The sequence below is a fragment of the uncultured Azohydromonas sp. genome (genome assembly GCF_937926365.1).
In the GTDB taxonomy this organism is placed as follows: Bacteria; Pseudomonadota; Gammaproteobacteria; order Burkholderiales; family Burkholderiaceae_C; genus Azohydromonas.
Map to the genome: position 1 here is coordinate 20,728 of NZ_CALAOH010000211.1, position 19,382 is coordinate 40,109.

Below are 19,382 nucleotides of genomic sequence, written 5' to 3' on the forward strand. Positions count from 1 at the left end.
ACTGCCGGCCACGTTGCGCCAGGAAGCCGTCGATGCGATGGACGCCTTCGACGTGGTGCCCAGATCACCCGTGGTGCGACGCTTCTCCCCCTGGCCCGACCGCCTTTTCTCTGCCGCTGCACACGCCGCCGCGGTGATGGTGCTGACGCTGCTGCTAGGCATCATCGTTTCGCTGCTCATCGGCGCCCGGCCGGCCATCGAAGCCTTCGGCCTGGGCTTTCTCTGGAGCAGTGAGTGGGACCCGGTGCAGGAACGCTTTGGCGGCCTGGTGATGATCTGGGGGACGCTGGCCAGCTCCGCCATCGCGCTGCTCATTGCCGTGCCCGTGAGCTTCGGCATCGCGCTGTTCCTGACCGAGCTGGCGCCCTCGTGGCTCAAGCGGCCCCTGGGCATCGCGGTGGAACTGCTGGCGGCCGTGCCCTCCATCGTCTACGGCATGTGGGGCCTGCTTGTCTTCGGCCCGCTGCTGGCGACCTACGTGCAGCAGCCGCTGCAATCCGCCTTCGGCGACGTGCCGGGACTGGGCCAGCTGTTCCAGGGCCCGCCGGTGGGCCTGGGGCTGCTGTCGGCCGGAATCATCCTGGCCATCATGATCATTCCCTTCATCGCCTCGGTGATGCGCGACGTGTTCGAGGTCACGCCGCCGATGCTCAAGGAGTCCGCCTATGGGCTGGGCGCCACGACCTGGGAAGTCGTCTCCAAGGTGGTGCTGCCCTACACCAAGACCGGCGTGGTGGGCGGGATCATGCTCGGCCTGGGCCGCGCCATTGGTGAAACCATGGCCGTTACCTTCGTCATCGGCAACATGAACCAGCTCCGCTCGCTGTCGCTGTTCGAGCCGGGCAACAGCATTACCTCGGCGCTGGCCAACGAGTTCGCCGAAGCGGGTGAGGGGCTCCACCAAGCATCCCTCATCTACTTGGGGCTGGTGCTGTTCTTCATCACCTTCGTGGTGCTGGTGTTGTCGCGGTTGCTGCTGACGCGGCTGAAGAAGGGTGAAGGAGCGCGCGCATGAATACCGCTGCCGCGAAAGCCGATCCGGGCCTGGATGCCCGCCGGCTGGCCAGACACCGCGCGCGCAAGCGCACCAACGCCATCGCGCTGACGCTGGCGCTGGCTGCCATGGCCTTCGGCGTGTTCTGGCTGATCTGGATTCTGTGGGAGACGCTGCGCCTGGGGCTGCCCGCGCTGTCGCTGCAGGTGTTGACGCAGATGACGCCGGCGCCGCAGTCCGAGGGCGGTGGCCTGGTCAACGCCATCTTCGGCTCGTTGCTGATGGTTGGTCTGGCCACGCTTATCGGCACGCCCGTGGGCGTGATGGCCGGCATCTACCTGGCCGAGTACGGGCGCAAGGGCTGGCTGGGTGCGGCCACCCGCTTCATCAACGACATCCTGCTGTCCGCGCCTTCCATCGTCATCGGCCTGTTCGTCTACTCGGTGGTTGTCACTCAGATGAAAGGCTTCTCCGGCTGGGCCGGGGTGCTGGCGCTGACGCTCATCGTCATCCCCATCGTCGTGCGTACCACCGAGAACATGCTTTCGCTGGTGTCTAACGCGCTGCGCGAAGCGGCCTACGCGCTGGGCACACCGAAGTGGAAGGTCATCGGCGCCATCACGCTCAAGGCCGCGCGCTCGGGCGTGGCCACCGGTGTGCTGCTGGCGCTGGCCCGCGTCTCGGGCGAGACCGCGCCGCTGCTCTTCACCGCGCTGTCGAACCAGTTCTGGAGCGCTGATCTCTCACAGCCACTGGCGAGCCTGCCCGTGACGATCTTCAAGTTCGCCATGAGCCCCTATGAGAACTGGCAGCAGCTGGCCTGGGCCGGCGTCTTCCTCATCACGCTGGGCGTGCTCGCGCTCAACATCGCCGCGCGCGTGCTGCTGCGGCACAAGCATTGAGATTCACCGACATGAACGCCGCCGTCGCCGAAAAGCCCGTGCTCGACTTCGAGCTACCCGCCCACGAGAAGGCCAAGATCACCGTGCGCGACCTGCGCTTCTATTACGGCAAGTTCCTCGCGCTCAAGCAGATCAACCTGGACATTCCGCAGAACAAGGTCACGGCCTTCATCGGCCCTTCGGGCTGCGGCAAGAGCACGCTGCTGCGCACCTTCAACCGCATGTTCGAGCTCTACCCCGAGCAGCGCGCGCAAGGGCAGATCCTGCTGGACGGCCACGACATCCTGAAGTCCGGCCTGGACGTGAGCCTCATCCGCGCCAAGGTCGGCATGGTGTTCCAGAAGCCCACGCCGTTTCCGATGTCCATCTACGACAACATCGCCTTCGGCGTGCGCCTCTTCGAGTCGCTGCCGCGCGTGGAGATGGACGAGCGCGTGGAGTGGGCGCTGCGCAAGGCAGCCCTCTGGAACGAGGTCAAGGACAAGCTCGGCCAGAGCGGCGCGGGCCTCTCCGGTGGCCAGCAGCAGCGGCTGTGCATCGCGCGCGGCATCGCCATCCGCCCGGAGGTGTTGCTGCTCGACGAGCCCTGCTCGGCGCTGGACCCGATCTCCACCGGCAAGATCGAGGAGCTCATCCACGAGCTCAAGAGCGACTACACGGTCGTGATCGTCACGCACAACATGCAGCAGGCCGCGCGCTGCTCGGACTACACGGCCTACATGTACCTGGGCGACCTGGTGGAGTTCGGGCCGACTTCGGAGCTGTTCATGAAGCCGCGCAAGAAGGACACCGAGGACTACATCACCGGGCGCTTCGGCTGACGCGCCAGGGTTCCACGCAAGGAGGATTCGCCATGCCCGACAAGCACCTCTCCACCCAGTTCGACGCCGAGCTCAGCAGCATTTCCAACCGCGTGCTGGAGATGGGCGGGTTGGTCGAATCGCAGCTTTCCCAGGCCATGGCCGCGCTGTCGGACTTCAGCACCGAAACCGCGGCACAGGTGATCACACGCGAGGCGCTGGTCAACCGCATGGAGCTGGAGATCGACCGTGAGCTTTCCGGCGTTATCGCCCGGCGCCAGCCCACGGCGCGCGACCTGCGCCTGCTCATCGCCGTGAGCAAGGCCATTGCCAATCTGGAGCGCGTGGGCGACGAGGCTGCGCGCATCGCGCGCACGGTCGACAAGCTCATCAACGCCGGCGTGTCCACGCGACTGCGCCAGCCGGTGGGCGATCTCAAGTACGAGGCCGAGCTCGCTACTGCGAGCCTGCGCAAGGCGCTGGACGCCTTTGCGCGGCTAGACACGGTGCGCGCGCTGGAAGTGCTCAAGCAGGACGACCAGATCGACCAGGAGTTCGACGGCCTGCTGCGCAAGCTCATCACCTACATGATGGAAGATCCGCGCACCATCTCTGCCAGCATCGACCTGGTGTTCGTGGCCAAGGCCATCGAGCGCGTGGGCGACCATGCCAAGAACCTGGCCGAGGTGATCATCTACGTCGTCAAGGGCACCGACGTGCGCCATGCCTCGATGGAGGCGGTCGAGAATGCGGTGCGCTGAGCTTCACCGGCCTACCAAGGAGTCCCGCGCGTGAGCGAGGTGCTGGTGGTGGAGGATGAGCCCGCGATTGCCGAGCTCATCGCGATGAACCTGCGCCATGCCGGCCATGGCGTGACCAGCGTGAGCGATGCCGAGGCCGCTATTGCCGCCGTGGACCGCGTGCTGCCCGATCTGGTGCTGCTGGACTGGATGCTGCCCGGGCGCTCCGGCGTCGCGTTGGCGCGCCAGTGGCGCAGCCAGCCACGCACGCGGGAGCTGCCCATCATCATGCTCACCGCTCGCTCCGAGGAGGCCGACCGCGTTGGCGGCCTGGATGCCGGCGCGGACGACTACCTGGTCAAGCCGTTCTCCATGCAGGAGCTGCAGGCGCGCATGCGCGCCGTGCTGCGCCGACGCGCGCCCGAGGCGCTACAGGCGCCGCTGGAAATCGCCGGGCTGCGGCTGGACCCGGCGGCGCGGCGCGTCACTCGGGAGCTCGGTGGGGCAGTGCAGGAAGTGAAGATCGGGCCCACCGAATTCCGGCTGCTGCACTTCCTGATGGCACACCCACTGCGCGTGCACTCGCGCTCGCAATTGCTGGACCGTGTCTGGGGCGACCACGTGTTCATCGAGGAACGCACGGTGGACGTACACGTGAAACGCTTGCGCGAGGCGCTGGCACCGGTGGACTGCGCGGCGCTGGTGGAGACTGTGCGCGGCGCCGGTTACCGCCTGGCGCAAGACCTCCATCCGGGCCAGAAGGACTGACGGGCCGTGCGCTACCTCTTGGGGCGTCCGTTGGGCGCGGTGGCGACCTGGGCTGCGGGCTCAGGCCTGGGCGCACTCGTGGGGGCACCGATGGGCGAGTTGTGGCCCGGGGTGCTGGCCGGCGGCGGCCTCGGCGTGCTGCTGCACGCTTCGGCGGATGCGCTGCACGGACAGCGGCTGATGCGCTGGCTGCGCGGGGGCCAGGACGCGGCGGCGCCGCGCGACACGGGTTTCTGGGGCGAACTGGGCTACCGCATCGAGCGGGCGTTGCGGCTGCGTGAGCGGCAGCTAGTGCGGGAGCGGTCGCAGCATGCGCAGTTCCTCAATGCCATCGAGGCCTCGCCCAACGGCGTGCTGCTGCTGGACGCGGGTGACGCCATCCTGTGGTGCAACGCGGCGGCGGCGGACCACTTCGGGCTCGATCCCGAGCGGGACCGGCTGCAACGCGTGACGAACCTGGTGCGCGCTCCCGACTTCGTGGCGTTGCTGCAGGCGGCCCCAACGCCGATGCAGCCCCAGCTGCTGTCGGGCCTGCGCCGCGCCGGCACGCTGCTGGTGCTGCTGCGTCCCTACGGGGCTGGGCTGAAGCTGGTGCTGTCGCAGGACGTGACCGAGCGCGAGCGTCACGAGGCCATGCGGCGCGATTTCGTGGCCAACGTGTCACACGAGATCCGCACGCCGCTCATGGCCCTGTCTGGTTTCGTGGAGACCATGCAGACGCTGCCGCTGGCCGAGGCCGAGCGGCACCGGGTGCTGGCACTGATGGCCCAGCAGACGGCGCGCATGCGCACGCTGGTGGACGACCTGCTGACGCTGGCGCGCCTGGAGGGCAGCCCGCGTCCGGCGCCGGACCGCTGGTTTGCACTGGATCCGTTGCTGCAACAAGTGCGGGCACGCACGCAGGCGCTGTCCAGCGGTGCGCACGAGCTGCGTTTCGCGGTACTGGAGGGCATCGAGGTGGCCGGCAGCGAGGGCGAGATCGACAGCGCGCTGACCAATCTGCTGAGCAATGCCGTGCGCTATACGCCCGTGGGCGGACGTATCGGCTTGGCTCTGCGCTGGCGTGAGGACGGGTGGCTGGAGATCGCCGTGAGCGACAACGGCATCGGCATTGCGCGCGAGCACCTGTCGCGGCTGGCCGAGCGCTTCTACCGGGTGGACGGCAGCCGCTCGCGTGAGACGGGCGGCACCGGGTTGGGACTGTCGATCGTGAAGCACGTGGCGCAGCGCCATAGCGGCGAACTGCTCATCGACAGCGCGCCGGGCCAGGGCTCCACCTTCAGCCTGCTGTTGCCGCCGGTGCGGGCGCGGCGGCAGGCACAGCCGCTGGATCAGCGCGTCGACGTCGCGGTCCGCCGGTAGATCAACACGCTTTCATTGCGGTCGGTGGGACGACGCTCCCGGGCGACGAAGCGCCAGCCGGGAAGCGATGGCGGCGCGGCCTTTTGGTCGGCATCGGGCCGCAGCAGCACCGGGCACTCGCTGGCCTCAGGACGGGCGTCCACGCGCCAGCCGCCGAAGTACTCCAGCCCGGCGATCGCGGCACGCGGCAGGTCCGGTGCGGCCAGGCACGTGGGGTTCTGTCCCACATGTCGTGCGATGCGCTGTACCCACGGGCGGTAGCTGCGCCCATAGTCCAGCGCCGGCAGCCACAGCGTCATCACCAGCAGCCAGGCCAGCGCCACGCCGCCGGCGGGCAACACCAGGCTCTTCCACAGCGCCTGCGGATGACGCGCCGTGCGCCAACGCACCAGCGCTAGCCAGGCCAGCGTGCCGGCCACCGCTGCCACTAGCCTCACGAGGGAGAAGTCAGCCTTGAAGCCCGGCGCCAGGCGGGCGATGTTGGCGGCCGTGCGCGCGGGGACGCCGGTCTGCATGGCGGCGTACACCACCCAGATCACTATCGCGCCAGCACTGAAGAAGAAGACCGAGAACCAGTCGATCGCGGCGCTGGCGCTGCGCCGCAGCGTGGGCAGCGCGAACGCGGCCAGCACCGCCAGCGGGGGTAGCGCCAGCAGTAGCGCACGGTCCGAGCCGCCGAGCGCGACGCAGGTGCTCAGTCCAACCAACGCCAGGCACAGCGGCAGCACGATGTGGCGCTTGAACAGCTGGCGGCGCCAATGCCACAGCGTCCAGGGCACCAGCAGCCACACCGGCCACAGGAACCACGACAGTAGGCGGCCCAGCTGAAACAGCTGCGCGGCGTTGGGCTCGAACTCCCAGCGCCAGCGCGCATGCTCCAGGGCCAGCGTCAAAAGCAGGGAGGCCAGCGTCGAGGCGCCGATCCAGGGCGCGAAGCGCCGCATCGGCGTGTCGGCCGAGCGGGCACAGATGGCCGTGCCGATCAGTCCCGCGGCCAGTGCCACGTTGGGCGCGTCACAGGCCGACAGCAAGGGCAGGGCGCACAGCACCGCCGCGCGGGCCAGGGCGGTGCGCCAGGCCGCTGCGGCCAAGCCCCACAACAGCAGCGCCATGGCGAAGAGCTGGGCCAACTCGGGCGTGGTCTCGTGGCCGAGCTGCAGCAGGCCCAGCGTGGCCATCAGGGCCAGCAGTGCGCCGTCGGCCACGGCGCGGGCGTAATCCACGGTATTGGCTTCACCGCCGAAGGCCAGGGCCACGGGCTGGGCCGCTTCGGTACGTGCGAGGTGGAAAGCGCTGTACCAGGTCAGCGCCAGCGTCGCTGCCAGCAGCAGTGCGAAAGGAATGCGGGCGGCAAGGGGTGGTTCGACCAGCGGCGAGAGCAGGACGATGAACGAGGCGCCCAGCCAATGCGGCAGCAGCGGGCCGTCCGGCGGCAGCAGTCCCACCAGGGGCGTCAGCCAGGAGCCGCGTCCTTCGCCGATGGCCGCCATGTAGCCGAAGGCCGTGATGTCGGCGCCTTTCCAGGGGTCGCGCCCGAAGAGGCCGGGCAGCAGGTATGCGGCGCACAGCAGCAGCAGCGGTATGCGTGGCAGCCGCTGCACCGCGCGTTGCGTCACCAGGGCGGGAGATGGGATGTTCACGCCGAAATCATGCCGTCAATGTGAGAACGACCCCGTGCGGGGTCACGGCTGCTCGCTGGACATCGGGCAACCGGCCAGCATGCCGCTGCGTTGGCGCAGACAGAAAAAAAGGCAGCCGAGGCTGCCTTTGGTGTCGCCGGAGCGCGACCTCACTTCTTGATGAGGCCGACGCGCGCGAACTTGTTGCGGAACTTCTCGACCCGGCCGCCGAGGCTGTCCACGCTCTTTTGCGTGCCGGTGTAGAAGGGGTGCGTCTCGCTGGTGGTTTCCAGCTTCACCAGCGGCAGCTCGCGGCCGTCGTCGAGCTTGATGGTTTCCTTGCTCTGCACGCACGAGCGCGTGACGAACTTGAAACCGTTGGACAGGTCCACGAAGCAGACTTCGCGGTAGTTCGGGTGGATGCCTTCTTTCATCGGAAACCTCGCTGCGTTGCCGCCAGCCACGCCACCCCATGCGGCGCACTTGGCGAAAGCGGAAAACCCGCGATTGTAGCCCAAGCCGGCATGCCGACCGGGGATTGACGCCGCCAAAAAGCAGCGCCACTGATACACGACTGCCGTGGGGCTGCGGCAGTGGGCCGGTGCGGAGACGGCCCGCGCGAACGGCCGGTCAGCCGCCGCGGCGCATCAGATCGAAGAAGTCCAGGTTGTTCTTGGTGGACTTCATCTTGTCGAGGATGAACTCCATCGCCTCGATCTCGTCCATGGGGTAGAGCAGTTTTCGCAGGATCCAGCTCTTTTGCAGGATCTCGGGCTTGAGCAACAGCTCTTCGCGCCGCGTGCCACTCTTGTTGAGTAGGATCGAGGGGTATACGCGCTTCTCGGCCATGCGGCGGTCCAGGTGGATCTCGCAGTTACCCGTGCCCTTGAACTCTTCGTAGATCACCTCGTCCATGCGGCTACCGGTGTCGATGAGCGCGGTGCCGATGATGGTGAGTGAGCCGCCTTCCTCGACGTTGCGCGCGGCGCCGAAGAAGCGCTTAGGGCGCTGCAGCGCATTGGCGTCCACGCCGCCGGTGAGCACCTTGCCGGAGGAGGGCAGCACGTTGTTGTAGGCGCGGGCCAGGCGGGTGATGGAGTCCAGCAAGATCACCACGTCCTTCTTGAGCTCGACCAGGCGCTTGGCACGCTCAATCACCATCTCGGCCACCTGCACGTGGCGCGCTGCGGGCTCGTCGAAGGTGGAACTGATGACCTCTCCGCGCACCGTGCGCTGCATCTCCGTGACTTCCTCGGGACGCTCGTCCACCAGCAGCACGATGAGGTGCACGTCGGGGTGGTTGGCGACGATGGCGTGCGCCAAGTGCTGCATCATGACCGTCTTGCCGCTCTTGGGCGGTGCCACCAGCAGCGCGCGCTGGCCTTTGCCGATGGGCGCAATGAGATCGATGATGCGGCTGGTGATGTTCTCCTCGTTGTTCTTGATGTCGCGTTCGAGCCTGAACTGTTCCTTGGGGAACAGCGGTGTCAGGTTCTCAAACATGATCTTGTGCTTGTTCTCCTCGGGGGTGAGGCCGTTGACGCGGTCAACTTTCACCAGCGCGAAATAGCGCTCGCCATCCTTGGGCACGCGCACCTCGCCCTCGATCATGTCGCCGGTGTGGAGATTGAAGCGGCGGATCTGGCTGGGGCTGAGATAGATGTCGTCAGTCGACGCCATGTAGCTGGTGTCGATCGAGCGCAGGAAGCCGAAGCCGTCGGGCAGCACCTCCAGAACGCCGTCGCCGAAGACCTGCTCACCGGCCTTGGCGCGCTTCTTCATGATCGCAAACATCAGCTCTTGCTTGCGCATGCGAGCGACGTTGTCAATCTCCAGCGCCTCGCCCATCTTGATGAGCTCGGACACGTGCAGCGCTTTCAGTTCGGACAGATGCATGGAAGGCAAACCCTGGGAGGGGAGGGTGCGCATCCTTGCCACGGAAGCGCACCGGATCGTTACGGCTCGAAAGGCCCGATGTCGGGCGGGACCAACCCGCTGGTCGCAGCCAAGAAACTGGAAATGCACGGGGGGTTGGGAGCCGGACTCACACGCTGCAAACCGCCGTGGCGGTAGAGCGTGTGATGGCAAAGCTTGGGCTGCGGACACCGCCCAGGACCATAGAGAGCAACGGACCTTGGCGAAATCTCAGGCGGCGAAAACCGCAGCGGTTACGGAATTATAGATTAGCGTCCAGGAAAGCCGCCAACTGTGCCTTCGATAAGGCTCCTACCTTGGTCGCTGCGACATTTCCGTCACGAAACAGCATCAGCGTCGGGATGCCGCGGATGCCGTACTTGGCCGGCGTGTCACGGTTTTCGTCAACGTTGAGCTTAACGATCTGTAGCCGGCCTTTGTAGGTCTCGGCCAAATCGTCCAGGATGGGCGCAATCATCTTGCAGGGGCCGCACCATTCGGCCCAGTAGTCAACCAGTACCGGCTGGGAAGCCTTCAGTACATCAGCCTCGAACGAGGCGTCGGACACATGCTTGATCAGTTCGCTGCTCATGTTGGATTTGCCCGCGTCCGCAGGGATGAACTGCGGCGCAATGCGTAATAGCGGTGGTCTGAAGATTCTGACACAAAGCCTCCACCCTGCCCGGGCAGAGGAGGCGCTGACAGATGTCCCGGCGGCCAGCTTGCTGCAGGCATGCAAGCCGGGTACTTGGCAAGGTATTTTCATCGGCCTGTAACCGTGAATTTCTGAAAACCGGCAGCAATTCACGTCGTTGCGGCTGATGTGAACCAAGCACGGTGGCACAGTGACCGCCGTCATGTCTTACCCTCCCTCCCAGCCTATCGATCGCTCTCCACAACGCTTTGAGCGTTTCGAAGTCCGCCGGTTGCTGGGCAAGAGCGAGCGCAGCATGTTGTGGGAAGCCCATGATGCGGAGCACGACCGCCTGTTGGCGCTGTGCATGCCGCGCGTGCCACCCCATGGCGCTCTGGCGATGGAGCGCTGGATGGAGGACGTGCGCGCGGCGGCGCGGCTGGGTCATCCGCGGCTGGCGCCGGTGGTGGAAATCGGCGTTTTCCAGCGCCTGCCTTTTGTTGCGTATGCGCGCAGCAGTGGCCCGACGCTGGCGGAGCGGCTGGATCCGCGCGGCCAAGTGACGATGGACGTCGCCCGCTGGGCCGGACAGGTGCTCGAAGGCTTGGCCTTCGCCCATGACGCCGGTCAGGCGCACCGAGTCCTGCAACTGCATATGGTGCAACTCGATGACCGCAGCGACGTGCAACTCCTGGGGCTTGGTGTGGCACCCGAGCCGAAGCTGCCCGAGCACATTGGTCCACTCCAGGCTCGGCACGCCATGGCCGAGCGCGACCTGCTGGCGGTAGGCTTGCAGATGTACCACCTGCTTGCGGCCCGGCCGGCGTTGGATGAGCCAGACCTGGGCCGGGCAGTCGAGCGCCTCACGCCTTTCGGCAATGCCACAGTGCGGCTGCCCCGTGAGCTGCCGTTGCCCGTGCCCGAGGAGTTTCGCGCCATCGTCAGCCGCTGCCTCGACCCTTACCCGCATCAGCGCTACCGTCATGCGCGAACGATGGTGCGTGCGCTGGAAGCCTGGGTGCCGTCGCAACATTCGTCATCGCGCAGTGAGTTGCCCACGCAACTGATGGATCGTACGCGCCGCCATGGCGTCTTGCCGGCCTTGCCCGATGGTGCGGCCATGGCGACACGGCTGATGAGCATGGAGCGTCGGCACGTGGGTGCACTGGCCCGGGAGGTGTTGCAGGATCCGGCGCTGTGCTTCGAGCTGCTGCGGCAAGCAAATGCTTCCTACGTGCGCAATACGCAGCGCCCAGGCGCTGGCGCCGTGGTGACCGTACGCCGGGCGATCACGCTGATTGGCCTGGAAGGCGTGCAGCGCGCGGTGCAGTTGCAGCGTTCCTGGCCCGGGGCGCTGGATGAGGCGGCCGCCCAGCGGCTGATGCAGCAGATCACGTACACGCAGCATTCGGCCCGACTGGCGCAACTGCTCAACCCGGGACAGCACGACCCCGAGGTCGTCTACATCGTGACGATGCTGCAGCAGATGGGTAACCTGCTGCTGCATTACCACTTCCCTGACCTGGCGCTGCAGATCCGCATGCTCATGGCGCCGCCGCCGACCACGTCAGAGGAGGAGCCTGAGGTCTTCGGCATGGACGAGTTCAGCGCGGCGCAAACGGTGCTGGGGCTGGAGCCGAGCGTGCTCTCCACGCACGTGGTGCGGCAATGGGGCTTGGACGACTCAATGCTGCAGCTGATGGGCCGCCTGCCGCTGGACCAGCCCGTGCGTGTCACCGACAGCGATGAGCTCCTGCGCGCCGTGGCCAGTGCGGCTTGCGAAGCCGTGCATGCGCATGCGCAACCATCACGCCTGTACGCCGCCGCGGTGGACCGGGTCGCACAGCGCTACGGCCACCTGCTGCGGCTGGATTCGGCCAAGCTGCGAGCCATGCTGCGCGAATCGGAAGATCCCGTGGTGAGCTGAGCCTGCACGCCGGCCGGCCGCCGGGCGACGCACGTGGTGCTCGTTCGGCGGTGTGGTGCGATGGGAATCGAAGAACCCGGCGCAGAACACGCCAAGTGGGGGATGACGAGCCTTACCCCCGGCACTGGTCACAACGGTTGGGGCTGCTTCGTTCCCGACCTGACCCGGTTGGCCGCGCTCCCATGCGGGGAGGCCCGTCAACGCGCATTGTAGCTCACACGATGCGCCACCCCCGGTGGAGCTGCCGAACGCATGCCGATACGGGCCCGGCATGCGCCTCGCAAAGCCGCTCAGCGCAGCTGCAGGTCGTCGTCTCCGAAACGAATCGACAGCGGCTCGATCAGCAGCTGCTTGTCGCCTTCCTCGACCCGGCCGGCCACCAGCGCGGGAATGCCCTGCGCCTGCGCGACCTCCACCGTGCGCTGCGCATCCTCGGCGCGCACGAACAGCGCGAAGCCCGCGCCCATGTTGAGCGTGCTGTAGGCCTCACGGTCGTCATGCCCGGCGTGCTGGGCGATGAACTTCAGCACCTCCGGCACTTCCGGCACGGCGTGGATGCGGTACGTGAAGCGCGCCGGATGGCGCAGCAGCTTGCGCCAGCCGTGGCCGGTGATGTTGGCGCAGTAGTGCGGGGTGATGCCGGCTTTGTACAGCGCCTCCGTTACCGGCGAGTACAGCGTGGTGGGCGCCAGCAGCGCTTCGCCGTAGGTCTGGCCGTTGGCCAGCGGCGTGAGGTAGCCGTGCGGCAGTCGCTCGGTGAGCTTGCGCGCCAGGCTCAGGCCGTTAGCGTGGATGCCGCTGGAGGCCAGCAGCACGATGGCGTCGCCCGCGGCGAGCTTGTCGCCCACTGACAGTCGTTCCTTGGGATTGATCAAGCCCGTGCAGGAGGCCGCCAGGTCGATGCGGCCGGCTTCCACAATGCCCGCCAGCGCCGGTGTCTCGCCGCCGCCCCAGGCCACGCCGCAGGTATCGCACGCAGCCTTCCAGCCCGCCACCAGCGCCTGCGCGCGCTGCGCGTCGCTGAACCACTCGCTGCCGCCGGCGGCCCAATAGGCCTGTACCACCAGCGGCGTGGCGCCGACGGTGATGAGGTCGTTCACCGCCATGGCGATGGTGTCCTGCGCGATGCCCTGATAGAAGCTGTGCCCGGTGAGCTGGGCCATCTCGTCGGCCACCAGCGCCTTGGAGCCCAGGCACTCGACGATGCTGGCGATGTAGAACGGGCCGACATCGACCACGTAGGCCGATTCGCCGCGCGAGGCGGCCACTTCGGCAAAGCCGTGCGCGGCCACGTGTTGTGCCGTGGCGGCGGCGGCGCGCTGGGCGCTGACCTTCAGCGGGTCGATGAGGTCGTAGTTCACGCCCGCCTGTTCGTAGCTCAGGGGTGCGGCGCTGTTGTCGGAAGAAGGGGGCGTTTGGGCATTCATGGGCGCGGATTATCGGCCAGTGCCCCGGCCGCTCCTCGTTGCGCGCGCTGCCGGCAGGGCCGCGGGGCGGGGTTGGCGCGCCCCGTAGAATCGCCGGATGTCCTACGTGGTCCTTGCCCGCAAATACCGCCCGCGCAGTTTCGACCAAATGGTCGGCCAGGCGCATGTGGTGCAGGCGTTGACCAACGCGCTGCAGCAGCAGCGCCTGCATCACGCCTATCTCTTCACCGGCACGCGCGGCGTGGGCAAGACCACCGTCTCGCGCATCCTCGCCAAGAGCCTCAACTGCACCGGTCCCGATGGCACGGGCGGCATCACCTCGCACCCCTGCGGCGTGTGCACTGCCTGCACCGAGATCGATGCTGACCGCTACATCGATTACGTCGAGCTCGATGCCGCCAGCAACCGCAGCATCGACGAGATCCGCGACCTGATCGAGCGTGCCGCCTACAAGCCCAGCGTCGGCCGCTTCAAGGTTTTCATGATCGACGAGGCGCACCAGCTCACGCGCGACGCGTTCAATGCGCTGCTCAAGACGCTGGAGGAACCGCCGGAGTACCTGAAGTTCGTCCTGGCCACCACCGACCCGGACAAGATGCTGCCCACGGTGCTCAGCCGCTGCCTGCAGTTCAACCTGCGGCCCATGGCGCCGGAGACCGTGCACGAGCACCTGCTCAACGTGCTGCAGAACGAGGGTGTGTCGTTCGACGCGCCCTCGCTGCGGCTGCTGTCGCGCGCGGCGCGCGGCTCCATGCGCGACGCGCTCTCGCTCACCGACCAGGCCATCGCCTACGGTGGCGGCGCGCTGGCCGAGGAAACCGTGCGCGCCATGCTCGGCAGTGTGGACCGCGGCCATGCCGCCACCCTCGTGCGCGCGCTGGCGCTGCGCGACGGCGCCGCGGTGCTCTCGGGCGTGCAGGCGCTGCGCGAGCGCGGGCTCTCGGCCGCGGCGACGCTGGAAGAGATGGCCACACTGCTGCAGCAGATGGCCGTGGCGCAGATGGTGCCCGGCGCGCTGGACGAGACTGATCCCGACATCGCCGGCGCCGTCGAGCTCGCCGGCCTGATGCCGCCGGACGAAACGCAACTGCTCTACAGCATCGCGCTGCATGGCCGCGCCGAGCTGAGCCTGGCGCCCGACGAGTACGCCGGGCTGACGATGGTGCTGCTGCGCCTGCTGGCCTTCCCGTCGGCGGGTGGCGTGCCGCAAACCCTTTCCAGGCCCGAAGGGACACGCGGCGCGAGCGCCACATCCACCACGACCGCGGCGCCGGTGGCGGCCCGGCCGCCGACACCCGTTTCCGTCGCGGCGCCTCGGCCGGACATTGCGCAACCGCCGGCCGCGGCACCTGGGCCTTCCAGCATGGCTGCTGCGCCGGTGCGTGCCCCGGTGGCGGCGCCTGCGCCCGTATCCGCCGCGGCGCGTCCGGAGCGCATGTTGCCGCCGGCCGCTGTCCGGGGGGAGGCGCCGGCCACCACTCCGCCGGTGCGTCCGCAACCACGGGCTGCCGTCGAGGCGCGTCTTCAGCCGCCTGCCGCGGCCGCGCGTCCTGCCGCCGCCCCGGACATGCAGAAGGAACCGCCGGCTTGGCACGACGAGGCGCCGCCTTGGGAGGACGAGCCCTCGTCCTGGCAGCCGGATGCCGCGCCCATGGCCGAGGAGCCGGCCGAGCCGATGCTGCGTGAACCGGTGCCGGCCCCGGCTTCCAGGGCGCAGCCGGCCGCTGCCGAGGAGGTGGCGGAGCTGGCGCCCACCGCGCTGGGCGAGCGCTGGTACGCCGTCGTGCAGCAGGTGCGCCTGGTGGCGCTGGTGCGCGAACTGGCGATGCAAGCCGAGCTCGTCGCGGCGGACGAAGCCGATGCCCCGCTGTGGCGGCTGCGCGTGGAGCGTGAGTCGCTGCGCAACCCCGCGCTGTGCGAGAAGCTGCAGGCGGCGCTGCGTGAGGTGGTGCATCCGGCCCTGCGCCTGGAGGTGGAAGCCGGCAAGGCGCAGGATTCGCCCGCGCTGCGCGAGAACGCCGAGCGCGACCGCCGCCAGCGCCAGGCCGAGCGCATCATCCGCGACGACCCGCTGGTGCAGCAGATGCTCCAGCGCTATCCCACGGCACGCATCGTGCCGGGGTCGATCAAACCGAACTGACACACGAAGGAAATCACGATGTTGAAGGGACAACTGGCCGGTCTGATGAAGCAGGCGCAGGCGATGCAGGACAACCTCAAGAAGGCCCAGGACGAGTTGGGCAACATCGAGGTCGAAGGCCAATCCGGCGCCGGCCTGGTCAAGGTCACCATGACCTGCAAGCACGACGTCAAGCGCGTGACCATCGACCCCAGCCTGCTGGCCGATGACAAGGACATGCTCGAAGACCTGGTCGCTGCGGCCTTCAACGACGCCATCCGCCGCGCTGAGACCGTGAGCCAGGAAAAGATGTCCAAGCTCACCGCCGGCATGCCGCTACCGCCGGGAATGAAGTTCCCGTTCTGAGGCCGCTCGCCGACCCGGCTTGGACACTCCGGCCCCCAGCCACCTCGATGCGCTGATCGACGCCCTGCGCCGCCTGCCCGGCGTGGGCGTGAAATCGGCCCAGCGCATGGCCTACCACCTGCTGCAGCATGACCGCGCCAGTGCGCTGCGCCTGGCCGACGCATTGCGGGCCGCGGCCGAACACGTGCGGCACTGCCGCCGCTGCCACGGCCTGAGCGAAACCGAGCTCTGCGCCATCTGCGCGGATCCCGAGCGCGACACGCGCCAGCTCTGCGTGGTGGAGGGGCCGGCCGACCTCGCGGCGCTGGAGCGCACTCGCAGCTACCGCGGCCTGTACTTCGTGCTCAAGGGCCGGTTGAGCCCGCTCGACGGCGTGGGCGCGCGCGACATCGGCGCGGCCGAATTGCTGGAGCGCGCGGGCGACGGGCAGGTGCAGGAGGTCATCCTGGCCACCAGCTTCACCGCCGAGGGCGAAGCCACCGCGCACGTGCTGGCCCAGGCGCTCAAGGCGCGCGGGCTGCAGGTCACCCGGCTCGCGCGCGGCGTCCCCGCGGGCAGCGAACTCGAATACGTGGACCTCTCCACGATCGCCCACGCCCTGGTGGACCGGCGCTGAGGTGCCGGCATGCGCCCCGCCCGCCATGGGCAGCGCCTCTTCTTCCTTGCTCACCCGCGCAGGTGCTGGCGATGGTGAAACAGGCCTTCGCCAGCGGCAGCTACGAGGCCACCAAGAACCTGTTCGCGGCGCAACTGATCCCGGCCGGCAGCCAGGCCGTCTACACCTACGTGCTCAAGAACACCGGCAGCGTGGCGCTGGACAAGGTCAGCGTCTCGGACGATCACCTGTCCGCGCTCACCTTCGTCGGCGGCGACGCCAACCGCGGCGGCCGTCTGGACGTCGGTGAGACCTGGACCTACACCGCCCGCGAAACCGTGGTGGCCGGCACCCAGATCGCCGGCACCGCCATCGTCACCGGCCACAGCGCCACGCTGGGCCGATCTCAACGCCGCCGGGCGCGAGGGCAACGTGCTGGTCATCGCGGCCAGCGTGAAGGGCGGCAAGGCGGACGACCAGTTCCTGCTGGATCAGCTGGCTGTCACGGCCGCTGCCACGACGGACGACCTGCTCGGCCTGCTGGGCGTGCTGCCGCAGCACACCACCGTCTATTGATCGGACCCACGCCAGGGAATCGCCCAGGAAAAAGCCGCCGCGGGACGGGTGCCCCGCGGCGGCTTTTTGGTGGTAGAGGTCTCCGGCCCGGGCTGTCCGGGCGGGACGGGGCGGTAGCTCAGCGGCGCACGCTGTCGCGGGCTTCCGCCACCTTCAGGCTGCCGTTGTTGCGGCTGGCCACGACGGCGCGCGGGGCCGGCGCGGCCGCGCGCGCGACGCTGCGTGTCGGAGCCCGGCGAGCTGCCACGGTGGTGCGGCGGGTAGCGGGACGGGCGGCGCTGCGCGTGGGCCTCGCCTTGGCGGCGCGGACGCTGGCGGCGGGTTTGGACGACGCTTCGGGCTCGGACGCCACCGAGGCCATCGCCACCTGCGCCGCGCGCTCCGGTAGGTACATCACGACGCTGGCGCCGGGTGCGAAGCGGCCCTTGGCGGATACCTTGTTCCAGGCGGCGAGCTGCGCCACGGAGGTGCGCGTGCGGCGCGCCATGGCAGCCACGGTCTCACCCTTGCGGCCGGCTTTGACCACCACGCGCTGCAGCGGCGGCACGTCCGGCGCCAGCGCGATGGAGGCGTTCTGCGCGATGTGGCCGGCCACGTCGTGGGAGCGCTCCTCGGTGCGCGGCACGATCAGCGTGGAGCCGGCCTTCACCAGCATGCGCAGCGGGATGCGGTTGGCCTCGCGCAGCTCCGCCTCGGAGATGTCGAGCTCCTTGGCCGCGTCGGCCGGGCGCATGTTGCGCGGCACGACCCAGGCGGTCCAGCTTGCGAGCTGGCCGCGGTGGCGCGAAAGGTTGTCCACGAAGATGCTGGCGTTGTCATAAGGCAGCAGCACCTGCGGCGTGCCCGCGGCCAGGATCACGGGCTGGTTCATCTGCGGGTTGAGCGCCTTGAACTCCTCCAGCGTCAGCCCGGCCAGGCGCGCGGCCAGCGCCACGTCGATGTCGCGCTGGATGGGCACGCCCAGGAAATACGGGTGGTTCTCCAGCGGCGGCAGCGACAGCGCGAAGGCGTCCGGGCGCAGCACGATGTTCTTCACCGCCTGCAGCTTCGGGACGTAGTAGCGCGTCTCATCAGGCATGCGCAGGCTTTCGTAGTCCGTCGGCAGCCCGGCCCTGGCGTTGCGCGCCACGGCACGCTGCACGTTGCCCTCGCCCCAGTTGTAGGCCGCCAGTGCCAGGTGCCAGTCGTTGAACATGCCGTACAGCCGCGTGAGGTAGTCCAGCGCGGCGCGGGTGGAGGCCAGCACGTCCCGGCGGTCGTCGCGGAAGATGTTCTGGCGCAGCTCGAAGTCGCGGCCCGTGGCGGGCATGAACTGCCACATGCCCGAGGCCTTGGCCGTGGACAGCGCCTGCGGGTTGAAGGCGCTCTCGATGAAGGGCAGCAGGGCCAGCTCGGTGGGCAGGCCGCGGCGCTGCACCTCCTCGACGATGTGATAGAGGTAGCGCCCGCCGCGCTCGGTCATGCGCTGCACGTAGTCCGGCCGGCTGGAGTACCACTGCTCGGCGCGGCGCACGTGGTCGTTGTCCAGGTCCGGCACCGCGAAGCCCGAGCGCACGCGCGACCACAGATCGATGCGCGCGCTGCCGGCGTTGAGGTCCACCGACTCCTCGGGGCGCAGCGGGTCCACCGGTGCGGCCACCGGCGCCGGGGCCGCTTCCGTCACCGCGGGCATCACCGTCACATCGGGCGCCATGGCCGGCGTCACCGGCGGGGCGGCGTCCACGTCGGCGGGCGTCACGGGCCCGCTGGGCATGGGCGCCGTGGCACAGGCGCTCAGCGCCGCGGCGGCGGCCAGGGACAGCAGGGTGCGCCAGCACGGCGGCAGCGAAGTCGGCAGTTTTTTCATTGGAATCCGTTCTTCCATTCGCGCAGCGCCGCCAGCACCTCGACGTCGCCGTGGGTCCCTGGCCGGCGCTGCTGCGCGGCACGGACGACGTCCGGCTGCGACAGGCGCAGGAAGGGGTTGATCTGCCGCTCCAGCGCAAGCGTGGAAGGCAGGGTGATGCCGCCGTGTGCACGTTCGGTTTCGCACCACGCGCGGTGCTGCGCGATGGCGGGGTTGTGCGGTTCCACGGCGGCGGCAAAGCGGAGGTTGGACAGCGTGTACTCGTGGGCGCAGCACACGCGCGTATCACCCGGCAGCGCGGCAAGCGCCGCCAGCGACGCCTGCATCTGCGCCGGGCTGCCTTCGAACAGCCGGCCGCAGCCGGCGGAGAAGAGCGTGTCGCCGCAGAAAAGAAGGGGCGCACCGTGTGCGCCCTCGGGGAGAAAGTAGGCGATGTGGCCGGCGGTGTGGCCGGGCACGTCGATGACCTGGAACTCCAGGCCCAGCAGCGAGGCCTGGTCGCCGCCGTGCAGCGGCGTGAAGGGCTGCGGGATGCGCTCGCGCGCCGGCCCGAACACCGGGCCGTCGAGCCGCGGCCGCAGCGCGTCCACGCCCCCGACGTGATCGCCGTGATGGTGGGTCACTAGAATGCCCGCGAGCTGCAGCCCCTGGGATTGCAGCGCGGCTTCCACCGGCGCCGCCTCGCCCGGATCGACCACCAGCGCCCGCACGCCGTCGTGCAGCATCCAGATGTAGTTGTCGGTGAAGGCGGGCAGGGCAAGCAAGCGCATGGCGGGCGGATTATAGGAAGGCT

General features: G+C 68.6%; 19 protein-coding genes and 1 other RNA gene. 11 read left to right on the forward strand and 9 right to left on the reverse strand.

Features of this window, described 5'->3' with window-relative positions; genetic code table 11:
• Nucleotides 1-37 precede the first annotated feature (37 nt).
• The 6 genes from pstC to phoR are packed head-to-tail and all read left to right on the forward strand — an operon-like array spanning nt 38 to nt 5,566.
• Nucleotides 38-1,015 (forward strand): phosphate ABC transporter permease subunit PstC, encoded by a 978-nt coding sequence (gene pstC / locus Q0741_RS22850; protein ID WP_298235534.1) that lies wholly within the window; start codon nt 38-40, stop codon nt 1,013-1,015.
• Complete coding sequence (gene pstA, locus Q0741_RS22855; RefSeq protein ID WP_298235497.1) at nt 1,012-1,896, forward strand: phosphate ABC transporter permease PstA; 885 nt, start codon at nt 1,012-1,014, stop codon at nt 1,894-1,896. Before pstC ends, pstA begins: the two co-directional genes overlap by 4 nt.
• A gap of 11 nt (nt 1,897-1,907) precedes the next feature.
• The gene (gene pstB, locus Q0741_RS22860; protein ID WP_298235498.1) at nt 1,908-2,717 is read left to right on the forward strand and encodes a phosphate ABC transporter ATP-binding protein PstB; all 810 of its coding nucleotides are present in this window, start codon (nt 1,908-1,910) and stop codon (nt 2,715-2,717) included.
• 32 nt (nt 2,718-2,749) lie between these two features.
• Nucleotides 2,750-3,457, forward strand: coding sequence for a phosphate signaling complex protein PhoU (gene phoU / locus Q0741_RS22865; RefSeq protein WP_298235499.1), 708 nt, complete (start codon nt 2,750-2,752; stop codon nt 3,455-3,457).
• A 30-nt stretch (nt 3,458-3,487) separates the two neighbouring features.
• Nucleotides 3,488-4,204 carry a phosphate regulon transcriptional regulator PhoB gene (gene phoB, locus Q0741_RS22870; RefSeq protein ID WP_298235500.1) on the forward strand — a complete coding sequence of 239 codons (717 nt, stop codon included), beginning with the start codon at nt 3,488-3,490 and terminating at the stop codon, nt 4,202-4,204.
• Nucleotides 4,205-4,210: 6 nt separating this feature from the next.
• On the forward strand, nt 4,211-5,566 hold the full coding sequence (gene phoR, locus Q0741_RS22875) for a phosphate regulon sensor histidine kinase PhoR (RefSeq protein ID WP_298235501.1): 1,356 nt from the start codon (nt 4,211-4,213) through the stop codon (nt 5,564-5,566).
• Here the strand turns inward: phoR and Q0741_RS22880 are convergent.
• The 4 genes from Q0741_RS22880 to trxA form a co-directional block, all read right to left on the reverse strand.
• The gene (locus Q0741_RS22880) at nt 5,536-7,206 is read right to left on the reverse strand and encodes a hypothetical protein (RefSeq protein ID WP_298235502.1); all 1,671 of its coding nucleotides are present in this window, start codon (nt 7,204-7,206) and stop codon (nt 5,536-5,538) included. The genes phoR and Q0741_RS22880 overlap by 31 nt on opposite strands.
• A 149-nt stretch (nt 7,207-7,355) precedes the next feature.
• Complete coding sequence (locus Q0741_RS22885) at nt 7,356-7,619, reverse strand: type B 50S ribosomal protein L31 (protein WP_298235503.1); 264 nt, start codon at nt 7,617-7,619, stop codon at nt 7,356-7,358.
• Between the two features lie 196 nt (nt 7,620-7,815).
• The gene (gene rho / locus Q0741_RS22890; protein ID WP_298235504.1) at nt 7,816-9,081 is read right to left on the reverse strand and encodes a transcription termination factor Rho; all 1,266 of its coding nucleotides are present in this window, start codon (nt 9,079-9,081) and stop codon (nt 7,816-7,818) included.
• Nucleotides 9,082-9,361: 280 nt separating this feature from the next.
• Nucleotides 9,362-9,691, reverse strand: a complete 330-nt coding sequence (gene trxA / locus Q0741_RS22895; RefSeq protein WP_298235505.1) for a thioredoxin TrxA — start codon at nt 9,689-9,691, stop codon at nt 9,362-9,364.
• Between the two features lie 334 nt (nt 9,692-10,025).
• On the opposite strand from trxA, the gene Q0741_RS22900 reads away from it, so the two are divergent.
• The gene (locus Q0741_RS22900) at nt 10,026-11,660 is read left to right on the forward strand and encodes an HDOD domain-containing protein (RefSeq protein WP_298235506.1); all 1,635 of its coding nucleotides are present in this window, start codon (nt 10,026-10,028) and stop codon (nt 11,658-11,660) included.
• A 101-nt stretch (nt 11,661-11,761) separates the two neighbouring features.
• On the opposite strand, the gene ffs is transcribed toward Q0741_RS22900, so the two are convergent.
• Nucleotides 11,762-11,859: signal recognition particle sRNA small type (gene ffs / locus Q0741_RS22905), an RNA gene on the reverse strand.
• A 91-nt stretch (nt 11,860-11,950) separates the two neighbouring features.
• Nucleotides 11,951-13,087: an AIR synthase-related protein gene (locus Q0741_RS22910; RefSeq protein WP_298235507.1), complete on the reverse strand. Its 1,137-nt coding sequence runs from the start codon at nt 13,085-13,087 to the stop codon at nt 11,951-11,953.
• Between the two features lie 97 nt (nt 13,088-13,184).
• Here Q0741_RS22910 and dnaX point away from each other — a divergent pair, with 97 nt between their 5' ends.
• The 3 genes from dnaX to recR are packed head-to-tail and all read left to right on the forward strand — an operon-like array spanning nt 13,185 to nt 16,188.
• On the forward strand, nt 13,185-15,227 hold the full coding sequence (dnaX, locus tag Q0741_RS22915; protein ID WP_298235508.1) for a DNA polymerase III subunit gamma/tau: 2,043 nt from the start codon (nt 13,185-13,187) through the stop codon (nt 15,225-15,227).
• An 18-nt stretch (nt 15,228-15,245) separates the two neighbouring features.
• On the forward strand, nt 15,246-15,572 hold the full coding sequence (locus Q0741_RS22920; RefSeq protein ID WP_029000426.1) for a YbaB/EbfC family nucleoid-associated protein: 327 nt from the start codon (nt 15,246-15,248) through the stop codon (nt 15,570-15,572).
• Between the two features lie 19 nt (nt 15,573-15,591).
• Complete coding sequence (gene recR / locus Q0741_RS22925; RefSeq protein WP_298235509.1) at nt 15,592-16,188, forward strand: recombination mediator RecR; 597 nt, start codon at nt 15,592-15,594, stop codon at nt 16,186-16,188.
• Nucleotides 16,189-16,238: 50 nt separating this feature from the next.
• On the opposite strand, the gene Q0741_RS22930 is transcribed toward recR, so the two are convergent.
• On the reverse strand, nt 16,239-16,610 hold the full coding sequence (locus Q0741_RS22930; protein ID WP_298235510.1) for a hypothetical protein: 372 nt from the start codon (nt 16,608-16,610) through the stop codon (nt 16,239-16,241).
• On the opposite strand from Q0741_RS22930, the gene Q0741_RS22935 reads away from it, so the two are divergent.
• Nucleotides 16,600-16,743 (forward strand): hypothetical protein, encoded by a 144-nt coding sequence (locus Q0741_RS22935; protein WP_298235511.1) that lies wholly within the window; start codon nt 16,600-16,602, stop codon nt 16,741-16,743. The genes Q0741_RS22930 and Q0741_RS22935 overlap by 11 nt on opposite strands.
• A gap of 118 nt (nt 16,744-16,861) precedes the next feature.
• On the opposite strand, the gene Q0741_RS22940 is transcribed toward Q0741_RS22935, so the two are convergent.
• Nucleotides 16,862-18,589: a transglycosylase SLT domain-containing protein gene (locus tag Q0741_RS22940; RefSeq protein ID WP_298235512.1), complete on the reverse strand. Its 1,728-nt coding sequence runs from the start codon at nt 18,587-18,589 to the stop codon at nt 16,862-16,864.
• Nucleotides 18,586-19,359 (reverse strand): hydroxyacylglutathione hydrolase, encoded by a 774-nt coding sequence (gene gloB / locus Q0741_RS22945; protein ID WP_298235513.1) that lies wholly within the window; start codon nt 19,357-19,359, stop codon nt 18,586-18,588. The genes Q0741_RS22940 and gloB overlap by 4 nt, the downstream gene beginning before the upstream one ends.
• Nucleotides 19,360-19,382 lie beyond the last annotated feature (23 nt).

Coding starts and splice junctions, on each gene's coding strand:
- pstC (WP_298235534.1), top strand. CDS start 38: ATGGACGCCTTCGACGTGGTGCCCAGATCACCCGTGGTGCGACGCTTC.
- trxA (WP_298235505.1), bottom strand. CDS start 9,691: ATGAGCAGCGAACTGATCAAGCATGTGTCCGACGCCTCGTTCGAGGCT.
- pstA (WP_298235497.1), top strand. CDS start 1,012: ATGAATACCGCTGCCGCGAAAGCCGATCCGGGCCTGGATGCCCGCCGG.
- pstB (WP_298235498.1), top strand. CDS start 1,908: ATGAACGCCGCCGTCGCCGAAAAGCCCGTGCTCGACTTCGAGCTACCC.
- Q0741_RS22940 (WP_298235512.1), bottom strand. CDS start 18,589: ATGAAAAAACTGCCGACTTCGCTGCCGCCGTGCTGGCGCACCCTGCTG.
- Q0741_RS22920 (WP_029000426.1), top strand. CDS start 15,246: ATGTTGAAGGGACAACTGGCCGGTCTGATGAAGCAGGCGCAGGCGATG.
- Q0741_RS22910 (WP_298235507.1), bottom strand. CDS start 13,087: ATGAATGCCCAAACGCCCCCTTCTTCCGACAACAGCGCCGCACCCCTG.
- Q0741_RS22885 (WP_298235503.1), bottom strand. CDS start 7,619: ATGAAAGAAGGCATCCACCCGAACTACCGCGAAGTCTGCTTCGTGGAC.
- phoU (WP_298235499.1), top strand. CDS start 2,750: ATGCCCGACAAGCACCTCTCCACCCAGTTCGACGCCGAGCTCAGCAGC.
- Q0741_RS22930 (WP_298235510.1), bottom strand. CDS start 16,610: ATGACCAGCACGTTGCCCTCGCGCCCGGCGGCGTTGAGATCGGCCCAG.
- rho (WP_298235504.1), bottom strand. CDS start 9,081: ATGCATCTGTCCGAACTGAAAGCGCTGCACGTGTCCGAGCTCATCAAG.
- dnaX (WP_298235508.1), top strand. CDS start 13,185: ATGTCCTACGTGGTCCTTGCCCGCAAATACCGCCCGCGCAGTTTCGAC.
- gloB (WP_298235513.1), bottom strand. CDS start 19,359: ATGCGCTTGCTTGCCCTGCCCGCCTTCACCGACAACTACATCTGGATG.